We start from the raw sequence: 24,109 nt of genomic DNA, 5'->3' as shown, positions 1-24,109 counted from the left end.
ATACTTTCCAATTTATAAAAATTTATACCCTTTTACTAATATAACCGTAACTTTGTGCACATAATAAGTTGATTAATTAATTACATATATAGTTAGGAGGATTAATTTATGAATAAAAAGTATGAACCTCTTCTTAAAGAGCTTATATCATCTTACTATTCAAATGATGATTTCGATAAAAAGCTAAATAATATAATAGAGCACGATTTCAATAATAGAGAAGAAGCTATAGAAATACTTTCATCTTTGTGTGGTGTTGATATAGATAATAAGTCAAAAAATATTTCCTACGCTCTAAAAAAAGCAATAACATCTCATAAAGTAAAAAATAATTTAGTTAGTAAGGTTTCTCTTTGCACTGAGGACTGCCACCAAGATAATGGTAAAGCAAAATGTCAAAGTCTTTGTCCATTTGATGCAATACTAACAAATCCTATAGATAACGGAAAATATATTGACCCTAACCTTTGTGAAAGTTGTGGTATATGTGTTCAAGTATGTGAAAATGGTCATTTCCTAGACAGAATAGAAATTATTCCAATCGTTGATTTACTAAAAAACAATGAAAAGGTGATAGCAGCTGTAGCCCCTGCTATTGCTGGTCAGTTTGGAGAGAATGTTACTTTAGATATGCTTAGAGAAGCTTTTATAAAAATCGGCTTTGCTGACATGATTGAAGTTGCATTTGCTGCTGATATGCTTTCAATAAAAGAAGCTGTGGAATTCAATCATCATGTTGAAAAAACAGGTGATGTCTTAATAACATCTTGCTGCTGTCCTATGTGGGTAGGAATGTTAAGAAAATGCTACAATGATTTAGTTAAAGATGTATCTCCATCAGTTTCTCCAATGATTGCTGCTGCAAGAGTGATAAAAAAACTTAGTCCTGATGCAAAAGTAGTATTTATAGGCCCCTGTATTGCTAAGAAAGCTGAAGCTCGTGAAAAAGATTTAGTAGGATCAGTAGATTATGTTTTAACCTTTGAGGAGCTTAAGGGTATATTTGATGTATTAAAAATAGATCCTTCAAGTTTCAAAGGAGTTCCCTCAATAGAATATACTTCTCGTGGTGGAAGGCTCTATGCAAGGACTGGTGGTGTTTCTGAGGCAATTCATGATGTTGTAAAGGAACTTTACCCTGAGAAAGATAAACTATTTACCGCTGTTCAAGCTAATGGTGTTAAGGAATGTAAAGAGTTACTTACTAATCTTCAAAACGGAGAAATTAATGCAACATTTATAGAAGGAATGGGTTGTATTGGTGGATGTGTTGGTGGTCCTAAAAGAATAGTAGATGCTTCTATAGGAAAGAAATGCGTTGATAAGGTTGCTTATGACTCTCCTATTAAAGTAGCAACTCACAGCCACACAATGGATGAAGTCCTTTCACGTTTAGGAATAAATTCTTTAAAATCTTTTGAGGAAAAAGAAAAAATAGAAATATTCGAAAGAGAATTTTAAATCATTATGTCTTTCCTCAATATAGTTTATATCTAACAAATCATGTGATAAACTGTATTGGGGGTGAGACATAAATGCTTAACAATATAAAAGGTGTAATATTTGACTTAGATGGAACATTAGTAGATTCTATGGGTGTTTGGGCTAAAATAGATGTTGATTATCTTGCAAACCTAGGACATGCTGTTCCAAAAAATCTTAAAGAAGAAATAACTCATTTAGGATTTGAAGAAGTAGCTAAATATTTCAAGAACAGATTTAATATAGAGGATTCAGAAGAAGAAATAATGAATACTTGGCATGAAATGGCCTATAAAGAGTATAGGGATAATATAAAATTAAAACCTGGTGCAAAAGAATTTCTTCATTACCTAAAAGATTCAGGTTTTAAATTAGGACTAGCTACTAGTAATTCATATCCTCTTCTAGAGGTTTCATTAAAATCAAATGGTATCTATGATTTATTTGATTCAATCACTGTAACTGGAGAGGTTTCTAGAGGTAAAGATTTCCCAGATGTATATCTTTTAGCTGCCGAAAGACTTAATTTAGCTCCAGAAGAATGTGCCGTATTTGAAGATATTTTACCTGCTGTAAAAGGAGCTCTTAGCGCTGGTATGAAGGTATTTGCTATAGAAGATCATACAACATCAGAAGAAGAAAAAGCACAACTTAAAGAACAAGCTCATGAATACATAGAAACTTACAATGAATTACTTGTAATGTAATAATATAATGTAAGATAAAAAAATATATAAACTCAAAATAAAACTTATAAATATATGATTAGAATTCCTTATATAAACAAAAGTTCTGAATTCTATTCTTAATATTTATAAGTTTTATTAATAACTTATTTTAATACAAATCTATTTTTATGATTTAAAACATTTAAACTTAATTATTAGGTTTAAACTAGTATTGATTTCTAGCTATAGATGAAATACCATATTAATTAGCATTTAAGTTATGTGCAAAACATTAATTAAAGCTTATATATTAACTTTTAAAATTATCAATTGCTTCTTTTATTATATTAGCTCTATTGTCCCAAGTATTCTCTTCCGCTTCTCTTTTAAGCGTTCTTGTATATTTTATATTGAATATTCCAATCTTAGTGGCCCTATCAATATTATCTATAAACTCTTCATTTGACTTTGATATAATACATGACTCATAATTTTTACATTCATTTATATCAGTAGTTACTATCGGCTTTTCTAATGCCATATATTCAAATACCTTTAGTGGTGATGTAGAATCTGTTATATCATTCTTTATAAACGGAACCATACATACATCAAAATACTTTGAATAATTTATAAGTTCATTGTAATCAATCATTCCCAAATAAGATACATTAGGATAATTCTTTAAATTACTTTGCTCATAAGAACCATCATAATCCATTCCTATAAGCACTATTTCATAATTTCCTCTATTTTTAGCTAAGTCTTCAATAAGCTTATAGTCAAACCACTTAGCTAGTGCTCCATAATATCCTATTATAGGTTTCTTCTTCTTAACTATAGGTATTATTTTCTCTCCTATTTCGCGCCCACTTTTTTTGAAGTCGTCTAAGTTAACCCCATTAGGTACCAAAATATTATTATCGTCTTGTCCTCTATAAGAATCTGCTATTTTCTTTAACTTCCTAGCTGTAGAAACAACTAGTACATTGTCCGTATCTCCTAATAGCTTTTCATGATCTGATATCATTTTATCAGTTACTGCATATCCACTTATCTCACTTGATAGTTCATCAACAAAATCATATATAACCTTAAAGCCTTTATCTATATATGATTTTATTTTTTCATAGTCAACTGAATTTAAGCAAGTAGCATATACATGTACAAATTTAGGCTTATTTATATCTTTTAGAGCCTCAAAGAAAGCTACATTTAAACTATACATATCTAAATTTAAGACATATAAATTTTCTTTTATCTTTTCTATTGAATATATATTGTCATTCTTTATATCACTTCTATAAATATATAAAATCTTTTTATCACTTAATGCTTCTGCTAAATGTTGAGGTCTTTGCTTCATCTCAATATTCCATCCAAAAGAAGCATGAAAAACCACAATTTCATCATATTCTTCTAACTCTAATATATTTTTTATTTCTTTATAAAAACAATTAAATTGAGCATCAAATAATATTGAACTTATAGCATCATCTATATATTTTGATGTCTTAAGGCAAACCTGACTCATTTTTCCTGAAATTATATCATCATTAAATTCTAAAGACTCATTTCCTTCTTCATCGCTAACCTTTTTCCCCTGAAGATTTGAATATATAAGTTCTTTTAAATTAAGATTATCTATAATCCAATTATTCAATTGTACTTTTTCTTCATAAGTAAATTCACCAATATTTTTTTCTAACATAACTTCAAAAATATTCTTCATAAAACTTCTCCTTATTAAAAGACTCTCACACTTCTACATTATTAACACATTTTTACTTAATTAGTACACAAAAGAGGATATTAACCATATAATTTATGGCTATATCCTCTTTTTTTATGACCATGTAGATTCTAAGAATATAAATCCTTGAGCTTCATCTTCATTTTCAACTTTAAATGAAACAACATCTTCTTGTGTTTCTAAAGCAACAAGATTCTGACTCTCTGAAAATATAGTGTCTAAGTAATACGTTCCCTCTTTAACATCTAAAGAGTCAATTTTAAATGTTATTTTATTGATTCCTTTTTCCCAAGGAATAATATATTCATCAACATTACTATTAACTGAGAATATAAATTGGTCAGCATTTCTATATTCACAAGGCTCTCTATAAGCTCTTCTCATTTCTATAGTAATACCTGCATTCTTAACCTTGGGATTAAAAACCTCATACTCAACTGAAAACTCTATAGAATCTCCCTTTTTATATGATTTCTTTTCATCTATTATCCCTACATTTTTAAGTTCTACAAACTTACCAGGTTCCGTAGCTTCTTCTTCTTTTTCTTCACTTTTCATAAGTTTATCATAGTATTTTTCAACTACATCAAAGGCTGGTCCAACCTCCATAACTTTTCCTTTTTCAAGCCATACGGCTCTTTCACAAAAGCTTTGAACAGTCTCTAGACCATGAGATACATAAAGAACTGTTTTACCAGCTTCTTTAAACTCATTAAATTTATCTACACACTTCTTTTGGAAACCTACATCACCTACAGATAGAATCTCATCCACTATAAGAATATCTGGGTTTATGTTTATAGCAACTGCAAATGCTAATCTTGCATACATACCACTTGAATAGCTTTTTACTGGTTGATATATAAACTCTCCAATATCAGCAAATGACATTATTTCATCTTTAACATTTTCTATCTCTTCATGAGTTAATCCCATTAAACTTCCATTAAAATATATATTCTCTTCTCCTGTAAGTTCCGGATTAAATCCAGTTCCTAATTCTAAAAGAGAAGATACTCTTCCATTCACCTTTATTTCTCCAGCAGATGGATAAGAAACTCCTGTTAGTATTTTTAATAAAGTTGATTTACCAGCTCCATTATTTCCTATTATACCAACAATCTCTCCTCTATTAACATAGAAAGAAACATCTGTTAAAGCCCTAAAGTCTTTAGTTTCTTTCTTTCCAAAAGGATTTATTATACTTTTTATTCTACTTGATTTTGAATCATAAACCTTGTAGTTTTTACAAAGTCTATTTACCTCTATTGCTTTTTCCATGTACTTCTCCCCCATTAAGAGTTTAGTATAAGCTCCTTAATGTCTCTAGCCTTTTGTCTCCAAGTATTCTGATTTCCTTCTTTTCTTAATAACTCAATATACTCTGATGAATGCTCTAATTCAGCAGCCTTCTTAATGTTATTTATGAAATCTTCATGAGAATCACTTACTAATGGTGATTCATATTTTCTACACTCTGGTAAAGCTGTTGTAACAATTGGTTTACCTAATGCCATGTACTCAAATAATTTAACTGGAGAAGTAGCTTCAGTTATATCATTAACTACAAATGGAATTATAGAAACATTAAAGAATTTAGAGTATGTTGGAAGTTCATTATAGTTTACAGTTCCTAAATAATGAACATTATCTAAGTTTAATATTCCACTTTTACCTAAAGATTGATCATAATCTATTCCTATAAGAACTATTTCATAATCATCTTTGAATTCATTAGCAAGTTCTTTTATTAACTCATAATCAAACCACTTTGCTAATGCTCCAAAATATCCTATTACTTTCTTTTTGCTCTTAACTATTTTCTTCATCTTATCTGGAACCTTATTGCAATCAATATCTGCAAAATGTTCATATTGAACTCCATTAGTTACAAGAGCCAATTTATTGTCTCCTCTTAACTCTTTTGCTTCTTGATATAATTTATCTGCAGTTGTTACAACATATACCTTCTCTGTATCCTCAAGCATCCTCTTATGACTCGCTTTAATTTCATCTGAAATCTTGAATCCAGCTATGTCGTCTGATAAATCGTCAACATATTCATATATTATCTTGAAGTTTCTATCAGTAAATTTCTTTAACCAACTATCATATTCAACAAATGAAGTTGAGTATATTTGTCCAAAGGCAGGAACTCCACTTTGTGAAACTATATCTATTAAACACTCTTGAAGCCAGTATAAATCAGTATTTACTAAATAAAGATTATCTGCCATTTTCTTATAAGTTTTTATATCTTTATCAACATATGGAGATGCTTTATAAAAATATAAAACATTCTCTTTTGCTAAATTTAAAGCTATATGTTGAGGTCTTTGGAACATCTTAACTTCAAATCCAAAATAAACATCAAAAATAACTATAGCATCATAATTTCCGTTCTTTATAGCTCCTGTTATTTCATCAAAGAATACTTGTTTTTGATCCTCATGTCCTTTTTCTCTATATTTAAGTAACATAGGTTTTACTATTGGTCTTAATAAATTCTTTAATTGTCTTTTTAAACTCATACCATTACCCTCTCATATTAAATGTTTTTTTGTACTAATCTATCTAATATTGCAGCTTTTTCTCTCCAAGTGTTAGCTAAAGCTTCTTCTTCAAGATAAGTGTAATACTCATCTTTCTTATCTAAAGTTAATGCATAATCTAGTTTTTCTACAAAGTCCTCATTATCTTTTCCTATTAATACAGACTTATATTTTCTGCACTCTCTCATATCTGTAGTAACTATCGGATGTCCCATAGCCATATACTCAAATAACTTAACAGGACTTGTTGACTCAGTTATATCATTTAATAAGAATGGAATAGTTGATATTGTAAAGTATTTAGAATACTTGTTTAATTCTTTATAATCAACGACTCCTAAGTAATGCACGTTATCAAATTCATCAACTTTACTATCTTTAAAGCTATTATCATATAAAAATCCTATTAATACTATTTCATAATTTGGTCTTTCCTTGGCAACTTTTTTAACTAATTCATAATCAAACCATTTTGCTAAAGCACCAAAGTATCCTATTATAGGATTTCCTTTACTTACTATATCTTTAAGCTTATCAGGAACCTCATCACTTCTATATTTCCAGTGATCATATTGAACCCCATTTGTTATCATAGCAACATTCTCAGTTCCTCTTATTTCTTCTATTTCTTCAATAAGCTTATCAGCTGAACCAACAGCTATATTGCTTTTATCCTCAATTACATGTTTATGTCTGTCATATACAAAGTCAGGTAAATGTCCTGAAATCTCATCTGAAAGCTCATCTATATACTCATAAATTATTTTAAATCCATTATCAGTATATTTTTCTTTTATATATTCCTCATCTAAATAAACATCAGTTGAGTAAAGAGATAAGAATTTATGACCTTTATACTCATTTAAAATATCAAACATAGCATTCTGTAAAGCAAAGTTAGCCATATTAACTAAATATAATCTATCTTTTAATTTTTCTACAGTTTTTATATGTGGATCAAACTGCTCTGAAGTTCTATAAAAATAAAGATATCCATCATCAGTTAATTCATTTGCCATATGTTGAGAACGTTGAAATAAAGGAATATTCCATCCAACTCTAGAATCAAAAACTACAATGGCTTTATATTTTTCCTCATTTAAAATCTTATGAAAAATAGCATTAGCTTCCTCATAATTTCTGGTATAAACTAAGTTACTATTGTTTACTTTTCCTTTAATACGTCTTTTTATGTATCTTAAAATTCTTTTTATAACCTCAACCAAACCATCTTCCTTAAGAACTTCCGTAGCTCTCTTAGCAATTCTACCTATACTCATATTATTCCTCCGCTTAATTACCCCAAGAATGTCCTAGTATTAAGAAACCTTCTCCTCTATACTTGTCATTCAAAGTAAAACTAAATGCATTAATCTTTCTAAATACTTCTTCGTCTCCATCTCTTAAAACAAAATCAATATAATAAACTCCTGCCACTAGATTGACTTTATTTAAAGTTACATTTAACTTATTCATTCCTTTATTAAAAGGAATACATTTCATATTATCATTACTATTTAAACCACAAACAAATTGGTCATTTCCTCTAGTTGTGCCTGGCTCATAGTCAGTTTTTCTAAATTCTAATACTATATTAGGATTCTCTAAATCATTCTTTAAAATATCATATTTAACTTCTAAATCTAATCTATCAAGATAATCAAGTTCATCCTTATTTGCATCTATTTTTATACTATTTATTATGTCACTTTTGTGATCTTTTAATTGTTCTATGTTAGCTGGATTAAAGTTTATATTATAGTATCTCTCTACAACTATTACAGAGTTACCATCATCAACAACCTCTCCTTTTTGAAGCCATATAGCTCTATCACAAAACTTTTTAACTGTACCAAGTCCATGCGAAACATAAAGTATGGTTTTACCTTTTTTCTTGAAATCATTAAACTTTTCCATGCACTTAACTTGGAAACCAACATCTCCAACAGATAAAATTTCATCGACTATTAATATATCTGGATCAACATTTATAGCTACTGCGAAAGCTAATCTAGCAAACATACCACTAGAATAGTTTTTAACAGGTTGATCTATAAACTTTCCTATATCAGCAAAGTCTAATATATCCTTAAGTTTTCCATCTATATCTTCCTTAGTTAATCCATTTAAGCTACCATTAAAATAAATGTTTTCCATACCTGTAAGTTCCGGGTTAAATCCTGAACCAAGTTCTAGCATAGAAGCTAATCTTCCATTTATCTCAATTTCACCTGATGTTGGAAAAGCAACACCTGTTAGCAATTTTAAAAGTGTTGATTTACCGGCCCCATTATGACCGATAATACCAACACATTCGCCTTTGCCTATTTCAAAAGAAACTCCTTTAAGAGCATAAAATTCTTTTATGTTTTTCTCTCTTCCTATAGCATTTGCTAATCTTTGAGATCTCTTTTGGTATAACTTATATTTTTTACTTAAGTTTTTAACCTTTATAGCAACAGACATTTTCTGTACCTCTCTTTTTATAAAACATCATCAAATTCTGGTCTAAATCTATTAAATACTTTAGATGCGAATATAAATAATATTATTGTTACTACCCAGAAATAAATTCCATACTGCCAACTTACAGTATGAGTACCTAAATATGCATCTCTAAATAATGCTGATAAATAATACAATGGATTTAATTTTAAAATTTTTTCGATCCAAGGCATACTTTGACCGGCTGGTAATGATCCTACTTGCCACATTACTGGACACATCCAGAATAAGAACTGCATAAATACAGATATTCCATGTAGTATATCAATTGACATTACTACCCATGCAGATAATAGTCTTGATAAAGCTGCTAAAAATATCACAGATATTACAATCGCATAAATTAATTTCGGTATGTTAATCAATCCTAAATTTCCATTAGCCGCAAAAATTATAAAACTTATTCCTAATAAGATCAAAAATGTGTAAAAACTAATTACTATCCTTATTGTAGGTAATATCTCTACAGGGAATTTAACCTTCTTAACCAAGAATGAGTTAACCCTTATGGAACTTGCTCCTGAAACAATTACATCTGAAATAAATATCCAAGGTATATATGCTGAAACCAGCCAAACTAAATAATTAACTTGTACTCCTCCACTAACTGATCTCATTCCAGTTGAAAAAATCATCCAAAAAACAGCAATCATAGCTAGTGGTCTAATTATAGCCCAAGCCATTCCTAATTTTGAACCAGCAAACTCTTTTTTAAATTCCTTCTTGGATATACTAAATACCATTCTCCAATGAGAAAAAATACTTTTCTCAATCTCAAGCCAATCCTTCAAGTTGTTCACCTCTGCTTATCTTCTATTTATTATGTAAAATAACTAAACCTAATTATACCACAAATACTATAAAAAGATTTATACATTTATCTTACAAAGTAATGAAATATATCTATAATTTATATTTTACCTATATTACTTTAAGTATTCTCCAATTTAATAAATAATAAAGCTATAAAATATAAAAAAGACTAGATAGAGGTTTACCCCTACCTAGTCTTAAGTCAAATTAAAGCTAAAACTAAGCTAATTTAACTCCATATTTTTCTCTTAATTCTTTAACTAATTCTAAGTATTTCTTTTGTTGTCTTTCTTGTATTAACATTCCAACAACTTGATCTTTAACTTCTTCGAAAGCCTTAGTTGTAGCTTCTGTTTTATCTTCAACTTTTATTAAGTGATATCCAAATTGAGTTTGAACTGGAGCACTAACAACTCCTAATTCTAAGTTGAATGCAGCTTCTTCAAATTCTGGAACCATCATTCCTCTTGAGAATGCACCTAAGTTTCCACCTTGCTCTTTTGAAGGACAAGTTGAATATTTGCTTGCAGCTTCTTCGAATGACATAACGCCTTCAGCTATTTCTTTTTCTACATTTTTAGCTTCTTCTTCTGAAGCAACTAATATGTGTTTAGCTGTTACAGTTTCTAATTCAACGAAGTTTTCTTTATGCTCTTCATAGAAAGCTTTTGCTTCTTCATCAGTTACAGTAACTGAATCTAAAGTCTTTTTCATAACCATTTGAGCTAATAATTCTTTAGCAAATTTATTTAATTGATCAGTATATTCTTCTGTTTTATCTAATCCAGTTTCTTTTGCGAACTCAGACATTAATTCAAAAGCGATTGCTTGCTCTAAAACTTGTCTTCTACCTTCTTCGCTTGATAACATAGCTTGTTGTTGAGCTGGGTATCTTGCTATTATCTCATCTATGTAGTTTGAAGTTATTTCAGTGTTTCCAACTGTTGCTAAAACTTTGTTTTCCATTTATATTATCTCCTTTTCAGTTAAAGTTTTAATTTCCTATACTTCATATATTAACATACATTTATTGAATTACAAAGATTTTCTCTAATATTTTCCTAATTGCTCTATTCTATGAAAATATACTAACCTAATGCTACTTTCTCAAATTAATTTATATCAAAATCATAGACTTAATTTCAGTGTAATTGTACATAATTCAATTATACTTACTTTATACACCTAAACTCTAATATTAAATTTATATTTAATCTCAAAATATAAATTTAATAAATACTTATAAATATCAAAAAAACTTAAGTTAAGTTTATAATATTGAAAAGAGATTTCTTGATAATAAATATTAATTATTATATAATAAATATAATTTAGAGGAGGGATTATTATGTCAATCGAATTAAATAAATTAGCTCCAGATTTTAAACTTATGGGATCAGACGGGAAAGAACACTCATTAAGTGATTATAGAGGAAAAAATGTTATATTATACTTCTACCCAAAGGATAATACTGCAGGATGTACAACAGAAGCTTGTGATTTTAGAGATAATATAGAAAGTTTCAGAGATTTAAATGCAGTTGTTTTAGGAGTTTCTAGAGATTCATTAGTATCACATGATAAATTTATAACTAAATTATCACTTCCATTTGTATTACTTAGTGATCCAAATGAAGTTGCATGTAACTTATATGATGTAATAAAAGAAAAAAATATGTACGGTAAAAAATATATGGGCGTAGAAAGAAGTACTTTTGTAATAAATACAGAAGGAATATTGATAGCCGAATTTAGAAAAGTTAGAGTTAAAGGACATGTAGAAAAAGTTTTAGAATCCGTAAAATAAAGCTTATCCTAAAAAGGACTAAATTATAAATTAATTTAGTCCTTTTTATCTTAATTACAACTTAACATATATTCTTAAATGATTTTCACTAAAGTAATATATTTTAAAGTCTTACTAAAGAATTAACATAAGAATTCTTTATCTTTTTCAAGGTTACTTCTATCATCAAAAGGAGATTGAATTAAGGCCTTAGCAAATAGCTGCATATAAAACTCTTTCAAATGCTTCATATAATCAACCCATTGATAAGTTAATAACCTGTATGCATTTTCCACATCCTTCTTAATATGAAGCACCTCATATTCCTCTAACCCGTTGCTTCTTCTTGTAGCAAATTCATCTCTTAAATGAACTACAGCCATAACCATTATACTAAATTCTTCATCTTCATCTATAACTGAACTGATCATTAAGTCTATTAAAAAGTTTTTATTTTTTTCTAATATTAGATTTAAATCATTTAAATTTAATTCATTAATATCAATTTTAAAATCATAATTCATTAAATCATTCTTTAGCTGCCAGAAATCTTCTTCACAACAGTGCTTGGATACTCTAGCCATTGATTTTATACTAGGATTATCAGGATCTGCCTTAACCAACATTGTTAAAATATCATTTCCTATAACATTATAAAAACTTCCTATTATCATATTTATTTTCTTTGCCTTTTTAGCATTTTCTCTTATTTCCATAATTTTATCTATAACTAATAAATCAAAAATCATTTGTATTGGAGCAAACGCTAAACTTGTAATTATATTAGCTATAGTATTTATTGGCTCTTTAAAAAATATAAAGTGTATCAAATATAGCATAGTTGATACACTTGATAAAAATATTATACTTAATATATAGCCTTTTCTCTGTTTATTCATAAAATCACTACTTTACATAAAATATAATAAAAAGTCGATTTCCCTATTATATAATATTAAAATAATGAAATTTGTTTACTTAATTTATTATAAAAAAATAAAAAGCTTAGTGAAAATTCACTAAGCTTTTTGGTGGCTCGAGCAGGAATCGAACCAGCGACACGAGGATTTTCAGTCCTCTGCTCTACCGACTGAGCTATCGAGCCATAAAATAAAAACCTGGCGACCACCTACTCTCCCACACAGTCTCCCGTGCAGTACCATCGGCTTCTAAAGGCTTAACCGTCGTGTTCGGAATGGGAACGGGTGTTACCCTAAAGAACATCATCACCAGATGTATTTAGAAAGATTGTTCTTTCAAAATTGCACATAATACTTAATTTACTATAATTTGGTCAAGCCCTCGATCTATTAGTATCGGTCAGCTGAACATGTTACCATGCTTACACCCCCGACCTATCAACCTTGTGTTCTTCAAGGGATCTTACTAGCTTACGCTATGGGAAATCTCATCTTGAGGTTGGCTTCACGCTTAGATGCTTTCAGCGTTTATCCATTCCCGACTTAGCTACCCAGCTGTGCTCCTGGCGGAACAACTGGTACACCAGAGGTCAGTCCATCCCGGTCCTCTCGTACTAAGGACAGCTCCTCTCAAATTTCCTACGCCCGCGACGGATAGGGACCGAACTGTCTCACGACGTTCTGAACCCAGCTCGCGTGCCGCTTTAATGGGCGAACAGCCCAACCCTTGGGACCTACTTCAGCCCCAGGATGCGACGAGCCGACATCGAGGTGCCAAACCTCCCCGTCGATGTGGACTCTTGGGGGAGATCAGCCTGTTATCCCCGAGGTAGCTTTTATCCGTTGAGCGATGGCCCTCCCACGAGGTACCACCGGATCACTAAGCCCGACTTTCGTCCCTGCTCCACTTGTGGGTGTCGCAGTCAGGCTCCCTTCTGCCTTTGCACTCTTCGAACGATTTCCGACCGTTCTGAGGGAACCTTTGGGCGCCTCCGTTACTTTTTAGGAGGCGACCGCCCCAGTCAAACTGCCCACCTAACAATGTCCTGTGACCAGATTCATGGCCGCCAGTTAGAATTTCAGTACTGTCAGGGTGGTATCCCAAGGATGACTCCACTAAGGCTGACGCCCTAGTTTCCTAGTCTCCCACCTATCCTGTACAGACAATACCAAAACTCAATGCTAAGCTACAGTAAAGCTCTACGGGGTCTTTCCGTCCAATCGCGGGTAGCGAGCATCTTCACTCGCACTACAACTTCGCCGGATTTACAGTTGAGACAGTGCCCAAGTCATTACGCCATTCGTGCGGGTCAGAACTTACCTGACAAGGAATTTCGCTACCTTAGGACCGTTATAGTTACGGCCGCCGTTTACTGGGGCTTAAGTTCATACCTTCGCTTGCGCTAAGTATTCCCCTTAACCTTCCAGCACCGGGCAGGCGTCAGCCCCTATACATCAGCTTACGCTTTAGCAGAGACCTGTGTTTTTGCTAAACAGTTGCTTGGGCCTATTCTCTGCGGCCTACTCTCGTAGGCACCCCTTCTCGCGAACTTACGGGGTCAATTTGCCGAGTTCCTTAACTGTAATTCTTCCGCCGGCCTTAGGATTCTCTCCTCACCTACCTGTGTCGGTTTGCGGTACGGGCACTACTTCTCTCTCTAGACGCTTTTCTTGGCAGCGTGGAATCATGTACTTCGGTTCCGTGGAACCTTCCCCATCACACCTCAGCATTATGAAAGCGGATTTGCCTACTTTCACTGCCTAAGTGCTTAGACTAGCATCCAATAGCTAGCACACACTATCCTCCTGCGTCACGCCATCGATAATAACGATGGTAGTGGTACTGGAATATCAACCAGTTGTCCATCACCTACGCCTTTCGGCCTCGGCTTAGGTCCCGACTAACCCTCAGCGGACGAACCTTCCTGAGGAAACCTTAGGTTTTCGGCCTGTGGGATTCTCACCCACATCTCGCTACTGATGCCAACATTCTCACTCGTAATCAGTCCACCGCTCCTTACGGTACGACTTCAGCCCGATTACGACGCTCTCCTACCGCTTGAATTAAATTCAAGCCCGTAGCTTCGGTGGTAAGTTTAGCCCCGTTACATTTTCGGCGCAAGATCTCTCGACTAGTGAGCTATTACGCACTCTTTTAATGAGTGGCTGCTTCTAAGCCAACATCCTAGTTGTCTTAGAAATCTCACATCCTTTCCCACTTAACTTACACTTTGGGACCTTAGCTGACGATCTGGGCTGTTTCCCTTTTGACTACGGATCTTATCATTCGCAGTCTGACTGCCGAGCTCATAGTATGTGGCATTCGGAGTTTGATAAGGTTCGGTAAGCGCTATGCCCCCTAGCCCATTCAGTGCTCTACCTCCACTACTCATACTCGACGCTAGCCCTAAAGCTATTTCGGAGAGAACCAGCTATCTCCGGGTTCGATTGGAATTTCTCCGCTATCCACAGCTCATCCCATGCTTTTTCAACAGCAACGTGGTTCGGTCCTCCACGAGGTTTTACCCTCGCTTCAACCTGGCCATGGATAGGTCACCCGGTTTCGGGTCTACGGCATGCAACTAGTCGCCCTATTCAGACTCGGTTTCCCTTCGGCTCCGTACCTTAAGTACTTAACCTTGCTACATACCGTAACTCGTTGGCTCGTTCTACAAAAAGCACTTCATCACCCTCATAAGGGGCTTTGAACGGTTGTAGGCACACGGTTTCAGGTTCTATTTCACTCCCCTCCCGGGGTTCTTTTCACCTTTCCCTCACGGTACTGCTTCACTATCGGTCATCAGGTAGTATTTAGCCTTGGGAGGTGGTCCTCCCTGCTTCCCACAAGGTTTCACGTGTCTCGTGGTACTCTGGATCATAACTCGATTATACTAACTTTCACTTACAGGACTATTACCTTCTACGGTGGAGCTTTCCAGCTCTCTTCAGTTAGCCATTACTTCTCTTTATGTTATGTCCACAACCCCGGAAACAAGTTTCCGGTTTGGGCTCTTTCCCTTTCGCTCGCCGCTACTAAGAAAATCGATTTTTCTTTCTCTTCCTCTAGGTACTTAGATGTTTCAGTTCCCTAGGTTACCTTCCATAAGCTATGTATTCACTTATGGATACATGGGGTTTCCCATGTGAGTTTCCTCATTCGGAAATCTTCGGATCTCAGACTATGTGCGTCTACCCGAAGCTTATCGCAGCTTATCACGTCCTTCATCGGCTCCTGATGCCAAGGCATTCACCATGCGCCCTTTGTAGCTTGACCTATATTAGTTATAGTTCTCATTTTACAAAGAATAGAAATTGGTTTGCCAATTTGGCTTTGTTGTTTTCTATAAATTAAATTATTATGTGCAATTTTCAAAGAACAATTTTGAGAGATAGTCTCTCAAAATTAAACAGAGATATTATCCAGATTCTTTTTATCATCTTAGTTGTCCTAAGATGTATTCCTTAGAAAGGAGGTGATCCAGCCGCAGGTTCTCCTACGGCTACCTTGTTACGACTTCACCCCAATCGCTGACCCTACCTTCGGCCGCTGCCTCGCTTACGCGTTAGCTCACGGACTTCGGGTATTGCCAACTCTCATGGTGTGACGGGCGGTGTGTACAAGACCCGGGAACGTATTCACCGCGACATTCTGATTCGCGATTACTAGTAACTCCAGCTTCATGTAGGCGAGTTTCAGCCTACAATCCGAACTGAGACTGGTTTTAAAGTTTGGCTCCACCTCGCGGTATTGCATCTCTCTGTACCAGCCATTGTAGCACGTGTGTAGCCCTACACATAAGGGGCATGATGATTTGACGTCATCCCCACCTTCCTCCTGGTTAACCCAGGCAGTCTCGCTAGAGTCCTCAACTTAATGGTAGTAACTAACGACAAGGGTTGCGCTCGTTGCGGGACTTAACCCAACATCTCACGACACGAGCTGACGACAACCATGCACCACCTGTCACCTTGTCCCCGAAGGGATTTCCTCGATTAAGAGTAATGCAAGGGATGTCAAGTGTAGGTAAGGTTCTTCGCGTTGCTTCGAATTAAACCACATGCTCCGCTACTTGTGCGGGGCCCCGTCAATTCCTTTGAGTTTTAATCTTGCGACCGTACTCCCCAGGCGGAATACTTAATGCGTTAGCGGCGGCACGGAGGTGTTGAAACCCCCACACCTAGTATTCATCGTTTACGGCGTGGACTACCAGGGTATCTAATCCTGTTTGCTCCCCACGCTTTCGAGCCTCAGCGTCAGTTACAGTCCAGAGAGTCGCCTTCGCCACTGGTGTTCTTCCTAATCTCTACGCATTTCACCGCTACACTAGGAATTCCACTCTCCTCTCCTGCACTCTAGACAACCAGTTTGGAATGCAGCACCCAGGTTGAGCCCGGGTATTTCACATCCCACTTAATTGTCCGCCTACGCTCCCTTTACGCCCAGTAAATCCGGATAACGCTTGCCACCTACGTATTACCGCGGCTGCTGGCACGTAGTTAGCCGTGGCTTCCTCCTTGGGTACCGTCATTATCTTCCCCAAAGACAGAGCTTTACGATCCGAAAACCTTCATCACTCACGCGGCGTTGCTGCATCAGGGTTTCCCCCATTGTGCAATATTCCCCACTGCTGCCTCCCGTAGGAGTCTGGGCCGTGTCTCAGTCCCAATGTGGCCGATCACCCTCTCAGGTCGGCTACGCATCGTCGCCTTGGTAGGCCGTTACCCCACCAACTAGCTAATGCGCCGCGGGTCCATCTCATAGCGGATTGCTCCTTTGATTGAATGATGATGCCATCTCTCAATGTTATGCGGTATTAATCTTCCTTTCGAAAGGCTATTCCACTCTATGAGGCAGGTTACCCACGTGTTACTCACCCGTCCGCCGCTAATCCGTTTCCCGAAGGAAACTTCATCGCTCGACTTGCATGTGTTAAGCACGCCGCCAGCGTTCATCCTGAGCCAGGATCAAACTCTCAATTTAAAAGTTTAATCTATACTCATATTACTTGTTAAAAGAATTGCTGGTTTATGTTAATATCTTCTGTTTAATTTTCAAAGACCATTTCTTAGTCGCCCTCAAGCGACTTTCTTAGTTTAACATCACTTAGAAACTTTGTCAACAACCATTTTTCAAAACTTTTAATTTATTTTGTTAAGTTGTTTGCGTGTCTCTTAGCGACGAGATTTATCTTACCATGTATATATCCTTCTCCTATATTTTAATTGGTATGATTAGAAAAACTATCCTAATTTATCTTAGTTTTTCATCATTATTCATTAAAATACTTATATTGATACACTAGGTAAAGTTTTCTCTAAAAATATGTAATAACCTGTAAAATATCAAGTTAGTAGTTTAGAAAAACATTCTAAACTATAAGAAAACCATACTTAAAAATGAATTAAGTATGGTCTTACTAACAAATAAATTATACTTTTTAATTTAAATATTCCAAATCACTATCATTAATTTAATTCTCTTATCACTTAAATTAATAATTTACTCATCACAACTTAAACTAAAACTTTAAAAATCATATAATGTAGATATATTAATAAATATAGATATCAATATATCTACATTATACTAATTTTCTTTTCTTCTGAACTTTTTACTATTTAAGCCTATACCTGCTAATAAAGATATAGAACCTAATCCTAATATAAATCCTCTATTAACACTTGAGCCTGTTTGAGGAAGCTCACCTTCATCTTTATCTTCTTCCTCATCATCTCCATCCATATCTGGTTCTTCTTCGTCATCCTTATCTTCATCTGGATCTACCGGCTTACTTGTGTCATCACCATCGTTATCATCTTCGTCGTCTTTATCTTTTCCTTCTTCTATTACAAACTCACCATTAACTCCATCTTGATAGAAACTTCTACCCTTACTATCTATAAGTTCAGAATCTAGAATCTCAAGATTAGTTTTTTCTATAGAATTTAAAGCTTTAAATTCTAATTCTACTTCTAGTTCATTGGCTTTCATGTTTTCTTTTTTTACATTAACTATAACTTCTAAAGTATTCTTATCTAACAACTTACATTCTATAGTTCCATCTTCCTCATTAAATTCTCCGGAGATAAACTCTACAGTTTCTCCCTCAAATTTAACTTTGAATTTATATTGATTAGCAACTATTTCATTAAAGTTATCTAATTCAACTTCTATATCAAACCCACATCCTTCTTCTATCTCATCATCAATCTCTAATTTTATATTTCCTAAATTATTTAAATAAGTAATTCCATAATCATAATCATAATAGTTATTTGTAGTATCCATAGTTCCATCTTCATTTAATACAGGAATATCTACTGGTAATTTACCTTTTGCCTCAGCACCACCAAATATTACACTAATAGCAGCTGGTATATTAGGTCCTGAAGATTTAGTTGGGTAAAGTGTATCTCCTTCTGTTGGATCCATACCTTTAAATCCATAAGCTATGACCTGAGCATTAGCATTATCATAAGCTGCCACATCATATGGGTTTCTTAAACTTACTAATACAGTATCCTTCCCTAATTCATTTCCATAATCAATTACTAAGCTTGGCAAATCTCTACTCCAACTACCTGGTTTTAAATGACTAGCATTACTAGCTAATGAAGCTACTATTACATAATCAGCCTCTTCAATCTTCCCTTTTAATATCTCATTGATAGAGCCAATCCCAGTGTAGGAATAAGTATCTAATTCCACAGCATTCAACTTTTCTTCATGAACCAATCTGTTTATACCAAACTTCATGCTTTGAAGTTGACTATCATTTGGAGCTATGAATAATACTTTCTCACCTTCAACTGGATTTAATGGGAGAATATTATTTTCATTCTTAGTAACAGTTATTGCTTCTTCAGAAATTCTCCTTTCTATTTCCCTATTTTCTTTTGAGCCAACAACTTCTTTTGCCTTATTTAATTTATCTTCTAATGATATATCGCTATCCTTTAAATCAATTATGCCTCTATCTATTTTTAACTTAACTATTCTTTCTGCTGAATCAGTTATTTCCTCTTCTTTAATCTCACCTGATTTAACAGCCTCTAAAACTCCATTCATTATATGATCTAATTTCTCAACATCAGCATTACTTCTTAATATAGTAGGCATGAGCACTATATCTATACCTGCATTTATAGCCATCTTAGTTGATTCTAATTCTCCAAAATGGTCTGCTATGGCTTTCATATTCATGGCATCAGTTATAACAACCCCATCATATCCCATTTCATTTCTTAATACCCCAGTTATAATATCATCTGATAATGTTGCTGGAATTCCTATCTCACTTCCATCTAATTTAGAAGTAACCGTATCCTTCTCTACCTGTGGAAATTGTATGTGGGCTGTCATTATCATATCTATTCCATTATTAACTGCTATTTGAAATGGCTTAAGTTCAGTTTTTCTTAATTCCTCAATTGACTTGTCAACCACAGGTAATCCATAATGTGAATCTGTTGCAGTATCTCCATGTCCTGGGAAGTGTTTAGCCGTAGCAGCAACTCCTTGTTCTTGAATTCCTTTCGCAATATTTGCGCCTAAAGTTCCTACAAGTTCAGGATTACTTGATATAGACCTTACCCCTATAACAGGATTTTGAGGATTATTATTTGTATCTAAAACAGGTCCAAAATTAACATTTACACCTAAAGCATTTAATTCTTTTCCTATAACATACCCTGCATCATATGAAGCCTTTTCATTTCTTGTAGCACCTAAAGCCATATTACCTGGCAAATTAGTACCTTCTCCTAATCTTGTTACTATTCCACCTTCTTGATCTAAAGTTATAAGTAATGGTAAGTTTCCATCCTCGTCATTTATAGCAACTTGTTGCAAATCATGTATTAATGTAGTTGTCTGATCAGCCTTTTTAACATTCTCAGCAAATAAGATAACTCCACCTAAATCATATTTATCTATAATCGCAGCTATTTCATCATTAACTTTTGTTAAATCTTGCTGAGACTCTTGACCCTCCTCTTGCCACTTCCTGAAATCTGGCATTATCATTTGTCCTAACTTTTCTTCTAAAGTCATATTTGCAACAATATCCTTAGCTTTAACACCTGAATCAATTGCCATAACTTCTTTATTTGGAAGTAAAAAAGTAGTACTTACTATTGTTGCTGCCATTAATATTGCAGCAATCTTCTTTAATAACATAAACCCATCCCCCTAAAAACTAAAGTTTATCTTTTACTAATAAGTAATATTCATAAACATTATTTGCCCATATATGTATATGCTATTTACAAAAGAATTATTATAGTAAGTATATATAGTGATATGATATTAACCTATTCTTTTTATGATTTCTTCTTAGAGTTTTTTAATTGAATAAACTCTTTTTATAGTGATTAAGCTAAAGTAAATCTATTAATCCATTTACTAATCACATATTCCATCAACCTAATATCTCAAGAATAATTTGCTACCTCTCACCCTTGTTATAAAAAATTATTAAGTATAAAATTTAATTATAATAAAAATAAAAGGAGGCTACTATGTTTATGGCTGCTGAATTTAATAATGATTGGGATAATCTTTTAAAAGAAGAATTTGAAAAGGACTATTACTTAAACTTAAGAAAGTTTCTAATAAATGAATATAAAACTCAAATTATTCATCCAAATATGCATGATATATTTAACGCTTTAAAATTCACTCCTTATAATAAGGTTAAAGTTGTGATTTTAGGTCAGGATCCATACCATGGTCCAAATCAAGCTCATGGATTTAGTTTTTCTGTCAAGCCTGGAGTACAAACTCCACCTTCACTTAGAAATATATATAAAGAACTTAATTCAGACCTTGGATGTTATATACCAAATAATGGATTCTTAGAAGAATGGGCAAAGCAGGGAGTTTTCTTACTTAATACAGTTTTAACTGTAAGAGAAGGTCAAGCAAACTCTCATAAAGGAAAAGGCTGGGAGATATTCACTGATAAGATTATTGAATTATTAAACCAAAGAAATGAACCTATAGTATTCATTCTATGGGGAAGAAATGCAATTTCAAAAGAATCAATATTGACAAATCCTATACATAAAATAATTAAGTCAGTCCATCCTAGTCCACTTTCAGCTACTCGTGGATTCTTTGGTTCAAAACCATTTTCACAAACAAACGACTTCTTAAAGTCAGTCAATAAAGAACCTATAGACTGGCAAATATCTAATCTTTAGTTTGAATTAAAAAACATAAGTTTAAAGTAAAATTAATTATAAATTAAAGCTTTTAGGAAACTTTACACTTCTAACTTAATATACTCTATTATGAGTAATAATTTAGTTAGGAGTGTTTTCTTATGAAAAATTATAAAGAAGATGATGATTTCAAACTAGTTCCAATGAATATGAAATTCAGTCCCGAATATGCTTTCATGCCTATGAAAAAGAAAAATCCATATGAAAAGATGAACTATAACATGAACAGTAACATGATGAATAAATATAATTACTACCCTAATCATAATTGTTGTTGTATGCATAACCACAACTTAATGCATCCCCAATGTTCTCCATCAAACCACTATGACACTGGAATATTATTTCCTGGGAACATGGATGATATGATGGTTAAAACTTTAATTACAGTTAAAAAGAAATCTGAACTATTTGACTAATCCATATCATTACATATGGAATGCCACCATTGAACTGCTATAAAAATTTTAGCCAATGGTGGCTTATTTGTTTCTATTTTATTACGATTACTGTAACCATCTATTTTTTTAATCTTTTCTATTATATAATCTACTTACGTTAATAATATTTTATTGTTATTCAACCTTTCATAACTAAAAATATGAAATTTATATATTTATTTTAAAGGAGTGTTGCTTTTGTTGAAAAGGTTACCACATGAATACCTCATACATTCAATTTTATATATTTCTTTTATTATACTTGCCTTTTTTCTAGAAAGCCCAAAAGAAATAATAAATGGACTTTACAGGATAATTTTAAACTCAGACATTTTAATAACAGATTATATAAGTATAGGCGGATTCGGAGCAACCTTAGTCAATTGCGCTATATTAGGTTTAGTATTTCTATTCTTATTCTATATAACTGATACCAAATCCACTGGTAGAAGCATAATGTCACTTTGGTTCTTAACTGGTTTTGGAATGTTCGGTAAAAATATATTAAATGTTTGGCCAATAATTTTAGGTACATGGATATATACAAAAGTTAAAAAGAGAGCCTTTAAAGATTACTTGGTTGTTGCCTCTCTTGGTACAGCCTTAGCCCCTACTGTAAGCCAATTTTCATTCTTTCCTGGTATTCATCCTCTTTCTGGAATAATAATGGGTACATTAGTTGGTATAATAATCGGATTTATTCTTCCTCCAATAGCTAAAAATGCATCTAAATTACATTCTGGTTTTTCACTTTACAATGTTGGGTTTGCTGGGGGAATTATAGCCATAGCTGTTATGTCTCTCATGAGAGCTGTTGGCCATGACTTTGAAACAAATTCTATATGGCATAAAGGAAATAATAATTTTTATATGATTTTTCTTTTAGCTATTAGTATTTATTTTATAATCTGTAGTTTTATACTAGATAAATCTAAAAGAAGTGTACTTAAAGATCAGATAGGAATTAATAGAGAACATGGAATATTTCCTAGCGACTTTTTTTCTATCTATGGCAGTAGCTGCTATTTTAATATGGGGATTCTGTGTATCTTCTCTACCTTGTTTGTTTTACTTATAAATGGAGATTTAAACGGTCCTACAATTGGAGCTATATTTTCAATGGCCGGCTTTGGATGCTATGGAAAAAATTTATCAAATTCAGTACCTCTTATAATCGGAGCTTCCTTAGCCTCTTTATTAAGTATTGCTGACATAAACTCACCAGTTACTGTAGTTTGTATATTATTTAGTACAGGACTCGCTCCAATATCAGGGTATTATGGTTGGCCTTATGGAATAATAGCAGGATTTTTACACATATTTATGGTATTTAACATAGGTGAACTTCATGGCGGATTAAATCTTTATAATAATGGTTTAGCTGGTGGATTTGTAGCAGCACTAATAGTTCCAGTAATAGAATCATTACAAAAAGCTCATAAAGAAAATAACACAAAAGGATGTTATAAAAATCCACCTATAAACCTATATAAATAAACATATATTAAAATTAATGATGATTTTAAATAACCTTTAAAACCATAAAAAATCATTATTTACCTAAAACATAGAAACAAATAAAAAAGAAGCAGAAAATCTCTGCTTCTTTTTTATTACATCTATAAATTTTATATTAAAAGGGATTATAGTTTAAGTAGGGGGATTAACACTATTGTTAATTTTGTACTATAACCCGGACAAACTAATTAATCTATATTGATAATCTCTTTTCTCCCCTTATTTTCTTTGCTTCTTTTTACTAATGAATATACTAATGAAGCTATAACTCCTACAACTCCACCTAAAGCAAATCCAAACTGAGGATTATTAAATATAGCACCTAAAGATAACCCTATGCCAACTCCACCTGCTATACTTTTAGTAATATTTTCACATTCTTTATCACTTAATATCATCTTCTCTAACACCCTTATCACTCCCAAATAGATAATCCATAATTTAATT

General features: G+C 33.0%; 16 protein-coding genes, 1 tRNA gene and 3 rRNA genes. 6 read left to right on the top strand and 14 right to left on the bottom strand.

The features are described from left to right. Positions 1-108: 108 nt before the first annotated feature. Positions 109-1,461 carry a [Fe-Fe] hydrogenase large subunit C-terminal domain-containing protein gene (locus tag ACQZHJ_RS01975; RefSeq protein ID WP_430483870.1) on the top strand — a complete coding sequence of 451 codons (1,353 nt, stop codon included), beginning with the start codon at positions 109-111 and terminating at the stop codon, positions 1,459-1,461. 74 nt (positions 1,462-1,535) lie between these two features. After that, positions 1,536-2,189 (top strand): HAD family hydrolase, encoded by a 654-nt coding sequence (locus tag ACQZHJ_RS01970; protein ID WP_430483869.1) that lies wholly within the window; start codon positions 1,536-1,538, stop codon positions 2,187-2,189. Positions 2,190-2,460: 271 nt separating this feature from the next. Here the strand turns inward: ACQZHJ_RS01970 and ACQZHJ_RS01965 are convergent, their stop codons facing one another. The 7 genes from ACQZHJ_RS01965 to ACQZHJ_RS01935 form a co-directional block, all read right to left on the bottom strand. Continuing rightward, the gene (locus ACQZHJ_RS01965) at positions 2,461-3,882 is read right to left on the bottom strand and encodes a glycosyltransferase (RefSeq protein WP_430483868.1); all 1,422 of its coding nucleotides are present in this window, start codon (positions 3,880-3,882) and stop codon (positions 2,461-2,463) included. Between the two features lie 114 nt (positions 3,883-3,996). Further along, positions 3,997-5,184: an ABC transporter ATP-binding protein gene (locus ACQZHJ_RS01960; protein ID WP_430483867.1), complete on the bottom strand. Its 1,188-nt coding sequence runs from the start codon at positions 5,182-5,184 to the stop codon at positions 3,997-3,999. Positions 5,185-5,198: 14 nt separating this feature from the next. Further along, on the bottom strand, positions 5,199-6,434 hold the full coding sequence (locus ACQZHJ_RS01955; RefSeq protein ID WP_430483866.1) for a glycosyltransferase: 1,236 nt from the start codon (positions 6,432-6,434) through the stop codon (positions 5,199-5,201). 17 nt (positions 6,435-6,451) lie between these two features. Next, on the bottom strand, positions 6,452-7,735 hold the full coding sequence (locus ACQZHJ_RS01950) for a glycosyltransferase (RefSeq protein ID WP_430483865.1): 1,284 nt from the start codon (positions 7,733-7,735) through the stop codon (positions 6,452-6,454). 13 nt (positions 7,736-7,748) lie between these two features. Continuing rightward, on the bottom strand, positions 7,749-8,921 hold the full coding sequence (locus ACQZHJ_RS01945) for a polysaccharide ABC transporter ATP-binding protein (protein WP_430483864.1): 1,173 nt from the start codon (positions 8,919-8,921) through the stop codon (positions 7,749-7,751). Positions 8,922-8,938: 17 nt separating this feature from the next. Beyond that, positions 8,939-9,760 carry an ABC transporter permease gene (locus tag ACQZHJ_RS01940; protein WP_430483863.1) on the bottom strand — a complete coding sequence of 274 codons (822 nt, stop codon included), beginning with the start codon at positions 9,758-9,760 and terminating at the stop codon, positions 8,939-8,941. Between the two features lie 232 nt (positions 9,761-9,992). Then, positions 9,993-10,739 carry a peptidylprolyl isomerase gene (locus ACQZHJ_RS01935; RefSeq protein ID WP_430483862.1) on the bottom strand — a complete coding sequence of 249 codons (747 nt, stop codon included), beginning with the start codon at positions 10,737-10,739 and terminating at the stop codon, positions 9,993-9,995. Between the two features lie 382 nt (positions 10,740-11,121). Between ACQZHJ_RS01935 and ACQZHJ_RS01930 the strand changes: the two genes are divergently transcribed. Further along, positions 11,122-11,580, top strand: coding sequence for a peroxiredoxin (locus ACQZHJ_RS01930; RefSeq protein ID WP_430483861.1), 459 nt, complete (start codon positions 11,122-11,124; stop codon positions 11,578-11,580). A 122-nt stretch (positions 11,581-11,702) separates the two neighbouring features. On the opposite strand, the gene ACQZHJ_RS01925 is transcribed toward ACQZHJ_RS01930, so the two are convergent. The 6 genes from ACQZHJ_RS01925 to ACQZHJ_RS01900 form a co-directional block, all read right to left on the bottom strand. Further along, positions 11,703-12,458, bottom strand: a complete 756-nt coding sequence (locus tag ACQZHJ_RS01925; RefSeq protein ID WP_430483860.1) for a hypothetical protein — start codon at positions 12,456-12,458, stop codon at positions 11,703-11,705. 130 nt (positions 12,459-12,588) lie between these two features. Next, positions 12,589-12,664, bottom strand: a tRNA-Phe gene (locus ACQZHJ_RS01920). Positions 12,665-12,675: 11 nt separating this feature from the next. Then, positions 12,676-12,793, bottom strand: a 5S ribosomal RNA gene (rrf, locus tag ACQZHJ_RS01915). Positions 12,794-12,849: 56 nt separating this feature from the next. Further along, a 23S ribosomal RNA gene (locus tag ACQZHJ_RS01910) occupies positions 12,850-15,753 on the bottom strand. A 192-nt stretch (positions 15,754-15,945) separates the two neighbouring features. Further along, a 16S ribosomal RNA gene (locus ACQZHJ_RS01905) occupies positions 15,946-17,460 on the bottom strand. Together the 16S, 23S and 5S rRNA genes with 1 tRNA gene alongside form the textbook arrangement of a ribosomal RNA operon. 606 nt (positions 17,461-18,066) lie before the next feature. Then, positions 18,067-20,658 carry a glycoside hydrolase family 3 N-terminal domain-containing protein gene (locus ACQZHJ_RS01900; protein ID WP_430483859.1) on the bottom strand — a complete coding sequence of 864 codons (2,592 nt, stop codon included), beginning with the start codon at positions 20,656-20,658 and terminating at the stop codon, positions 18,067-18,069. A gap of 347 nt (positions 20,659-21,005) precedes the next feature. On the opposite strand from ACQZHJ_RS01900, the gene ACQZHJ_RS01895 reads away from it, so the two are divergent. The 3 genes from ACQZHJ_RS01895 (at position 21,006) to ACQZHJ_RS01885 (ending at position 23,641) form a co-directional block, all read left to right on the top strand. Beyond that, a complete protein-coding gene (locus tag ACQZHJ_RS01895) occupies positions 21,006-21,683 on the top strand; it encodes a uracil-DNA glycosylase (protein WP_430483858.1) in 678 nt (225 codons plus the stop codon). 122 nt (positions 21,684-21,805) lie between these two features. After that, positions 21,806-22,123, top strand: coding sequence for a hypothetical protein (locus ACQZHJ_RS01890; protein ID WP_430483857.1), 318 nt, complete (start codon positions 21,806-21,808; stop codon positions 22,121-22,123). 222 nt (positions 22,124-22,345) lie between these two features. Beyond that, complete coding sequence (locus ACQZHJ_RS01885) at positions 22,346-23,641, top strand: DUF1576 domain-containing protein (protein WP_430486849.1); 1,296 nt, start codon at positions 22,346-22,348, stop codon at positions 23,639-23,641. Positions 23,642-23,850: 209 nt separating this feature from the next. On the opposite strand, the gene ACQZHJ_RS01880 is transcribed toward ACQZHJ_RS01885, so the two are convergent. After that, positions 23,851-24,072 (bottom strand): hypothetical protein, encoded by a 222-nt coding sequence (locus tag ACQZHJ_RS01880; RefSeq protein WP_430483856.1) that lies wholly within the window; start codon positions 24,070-24,072, stop codon positions 23,851-23,853. Between the last annotated feature and the right edge of the window lie 37 nt (positions 24,073-24,109).

It is taken from the genome of Clostridium sp. B9 (genome assembly GCF_050509515.1).
Taxonomy (GTDB): Bacteria; Bacillota; Clostridia; order Clostridiales; family Clostridiaceae; genus Sarcina.
The sequence above is the reverse complement of the archived record's forward strand: the minus strand, read 5'-3'. Positions and strand labels throughout refer to the sequence as shown.

Bases quoted from the DNA above. Each gene is read 5' to 3' on its own strand.
- ACQZHJ_RS01975 (WP_430483870.1), top strand. From the start codon at position 109: ATGAATAAAAAGTATGAACCTCTTCTTAAAGAGCTTATATCATCTTAC.
- ACQZHJ_RS01970 (WP_430483869.1), top strand. From the start codon at position 1,536: ATGCTTAACAATATAAAAGGTGTAATATTTGACTTAGATGGAACATTA.
- ACQZHJ_RS01965 (WP_430483868.1), bottom strand. From the start codon at position 3,882: ATGAAGAATATTTTTGAAGTTATGTTAGAAAAAAATATTGGTGAATTT.
- ACQZHJ_RS01960 (WP_430483867.1), bottom strand. From the start codon at position 5,184: ATGGAAAAAGCAATAGAGGTAAATAGACTTTGTAAAAACTACAAGGTT.
- ACQZHJ_RS01955 (WP_430483866.1), bottom strand. From the start codon at position 6,434: ATGAGTTTAAAAAGACAATTAAAGAATTTATTAAGACCAATAGTAAAA.
- ACQZHJ_RS01950 (WP_430483865.1), bottom strand. From the start codon at position 7,735: ATGAGTATAGGTAGAATTGCTAAGAGAGCTACGGAAGTTCTTAAGGAA.
- ACQZHJ_RS01945 (WP_430483864.1), bottom strand. From the start codon at position 8,921: ATGTCTGTTGCTATAAAGGTTAAAAACTTAAGTAAAAAATATAAGTTA.
- ACQZHJ_RS01935 (WP_430483862.1), bottom strand. From the start codon at position 10,739: ATGGAAAACAAAGTTTTAGCAACAGTTGGAAACACTGAAATAACTTCA.
- ACQZHJ_RS01930 (WP_430483861.1), top strand. From the start codon at position 11,122: ATGTCAATCGAATTAAATAAATTAGCTCCAGATTTTAAACTTATGGGA.
- ACQZHJ_RS01925 (WP_430483860.1), bottom strand. From the start codon at position 12,458: ATGAATAAACAGAGAAAAGGCTATATATTAAGTATAATATTTTTATCA.
- ACQZHJ_RS01900 (WP_430483859.1), bottom strand. From the start codon at position 20,658: ATGTTATTAAAGAAGATTGCTGCAATATTAATGGCAGCAACAATAGTA.
- ACQZHJ_RS01895 (WP_430483858.1), top strand. From the start codon at position 21,006: ATGGCTGCTGAATTTAATAATGATTGGGATAATCTTTTAAAAGAAGAA.
- ACQZHJ_RS01890 (WP_430483857.1), top strand. From the start codon at position 21,806: ATGAAAAATTATAAAGAAGATGATGATTTCAAACTAGTTCCAATGAAT.